The organism is Salipiger sp. HF18 (assembly GCF_011806505.1).
Taxonomy (GTDB): Bacteria; Pseudomonadota; Alphaproteobacteria; order Rhodobacterales; family Rhodobacteraceae; genus Salipiger; species Salipiger thiooxidans.
Map to the genome: position 1 here is coordinate 1 of NZ_JAATOS010000655.1, position 1889 is coordinate 1889.

At 56.1% G+C, this 1889-nt stretch carries 2 protein-coding genes and 2 pseudogenes; 2 read left to right on the top strand and 2 right to left on the bottom strand.

Annotated features, from left to right (window positions below):
* Positions 1–121: 121 nt before the first annotated feature.
* Positions 122–536 (top strand): annotated as a pseudogene (locus HC022_RS25480) (hypothetical protein); the annotation flags it as partial.
* A gap of 142 nt (positions 537–678) precedes the next feature.
* Here HC022_RS25480 and HC022_RS25485 read toward each other — a convergent pair.
* The gene (locus HC022_RS25485) at positions 679–981 is read right to left on the bottom strand and encodes a hypothetical protein (protein ID WP_167454254.1); all 303 of its coding nucleotides are present in this window, start codon (positions 979–981) and stop codon (positions 679–681) included.
* Between the two features lie 208 nt (positions 982–1189).
* Positions 1190–1360: a hypothetical protein gene (locus tag HC022_RS25490; protein ID WP_167454255.1), complete on the bottom strand. Its 171-nt coding sequence runs from the start codon at positions 1358–1360 to the stop codon at positions 1190–1192.
* A 279-nt stretch (positions 1361–1639) separates the two neighbouring features.
* On the opposite strand from HC022_RS25490, the pseudogene HC022_RS29510 reads away from it, so the two are divergent.
* Positions 1640–1813: pseudogene (locus HC022_RS29510) on the top strand (IS481 family transposase); the annotation flags it as partial.
* Positions 1814–1889 lie beyond the last annotated feature (76 nt).

The window sequence follows — 1889 nt, forward strand, 5'->3', positions numbered from 1 at the left end:
CTCCGCCGTTGATCCGCGGCAGATGAATCATGTTCCGCAACCGGCGTCGAGGCCCGACTATTTCAGCACCCTGCTAGGGCTGAATTGATCCACTGGATCACTTCCGGGACGCCCTTCACCCCGCCGCTGCCACGGCGCCGTCATCGCACGCGGCGGCACGGCAATCATTCCGATCCGAAGCAACGGTCGGGCCTGGAAAGAGGACTGCCCGGCTGCCAAGGCGCGCAACGAAACCCTGCGCGCCACGCATCTCTACCGCCGGGCATTCCGGAAGCCCCTCTCGGCAGCATCCTTCGGATGCGCCTGCCGGGCAGTGGGTGGACCGGATACCACGTCCGCAGCCGCGTGGAGGCCAAGCCTCTCCGGACATTGCTGCGCAATGCCCTGCCGGCCAGTGGATACGATGCGGGAAGGCCTTCGGTGAGCGCGGCGCCGCGGGGGATCCCGATCGCCAAACTGCTGAAATCCACATCCGGGTCGCCCTGATCAATCGCTTCAACGCGCCCGGCACCGCCGAGCCCATCCGCGTGGCCTGAGCCTCAACGGGAAAGGGCCACTCTCGCCTCAGGCCGCCTTTCTGCAACAACGCCGATCTCTTCTGCCGAGGTTATCTCGGCGATGGGTTGATTGGCTGTCGGCCCGGTTATCTCTATTACTTAATCAAGATCAGCATGCTGATCAACGCATCAACGCATGATGCCGGAACCATTCATCGGACAAGCTTTCAAAGCACTCCTTGCTGATCCTGACCGTTTCATTCTCGTCAAAATGGGTTATGTCAGTATAGCATAAATCAGACAGATCGTTCCGGGCTATATCCTTCTCAATAGCGGCACGCTTAGTGTGACAGGATACCGCAAGCCAGCGCAGCCGCAATGATGCCCACTTCGCAGTCTGCATTTGTCGAGCTTTGTGCAGCAACACAAGTAACTGCTTGCGCTGTATAAGAACGTCACCATTGTCTTCATGAGTAACATTCATGGTTAAATTCTTGAGATCGGGTCCGGAAACAGCGTTCCGCAACCATTGCGTTTGAGGTGCGCCCGTTTCACCGATCAGCCTCTGCCAGTATCGGCAGATCAACCGTACCATTAAACAGCAAGAAGGCCAGTCAATTAAGTATTAACAACTTCTGACTGGAAAAGGCAGTAACGCTACGCGGAAGACCGGTGATCTGGCCCCACCTGGTTCAAGAAACGGATCCTCCTACGCATCTCAAATCTGGACAAGTGCGATCCTTGCCACTCTCTTCTTCGAGTTCCAAAAGCAAGGCTCCCTTGACCGTCAAAAGGTGCATTGCTGTCGATCTCAGGTTGTTAGCCGCAGAAAAATAATACAAATCTTCAACGACCTCAACCATCCAAGCCTTTTCCTGCAAAGTGCATATCCTCCTGATAGGACTTGGGTGTGTAGAGCTGTTTCATTAAAGATTGCTTAAAAAGCAGGTGCCTTTCCTTGCGGACAAGAGGCAAGACAACCAGGCCTAGGTGTTTGATCCCACGGTTTGATGGTGTGATCCTTTCGCAGACGTGGAAGGAAGCATTATGGGACAAGTTCGTCACGGGAGCGCCACGCACTGTCACACGGCAGTGGTTTGCGTAGCAAACCATGAGAGGGCACGTACGCCGTCAGAGCTGCAATACAGCGTTCGCAAGCTTCGCTCTCGCAGCTAAGCGAAGAGCTTGGCATCAATTCGAAGACGGTTGCCAAGTGGCTGAAGCGGCAGACGGTCGAAGATCGCAAGACCGGGCCTAGAGAGCGGCGCTCAACCGTTCTGAGCGAGCCAGAGGAAGCTATGATTGTCGCGTTCCGAGGCTCTGTTGCACAAATCGGGTGATGGCCGGGCCTCCCCTTTCCCCGGACAGACCTATCCTGCGACCTCTGTGATG

Bases quoted from the DNA above. Each gene is read 5' to 3' on its own strand.
- HC022_RS25485 (WP_167454254.1), bottom strand. From the start codon at position 981: ATGAATGTTACTCATGAAGACAATGGTGACGTTCTTATACAGCGCAAG.
- HC022_RS25490 (WP_167454255.1), bottom strand. From the start codon at position 1,360: ATGGTTGAGGTCGTTGAAGATTTGTATTATTTTTCTGCGGCTAACAAC.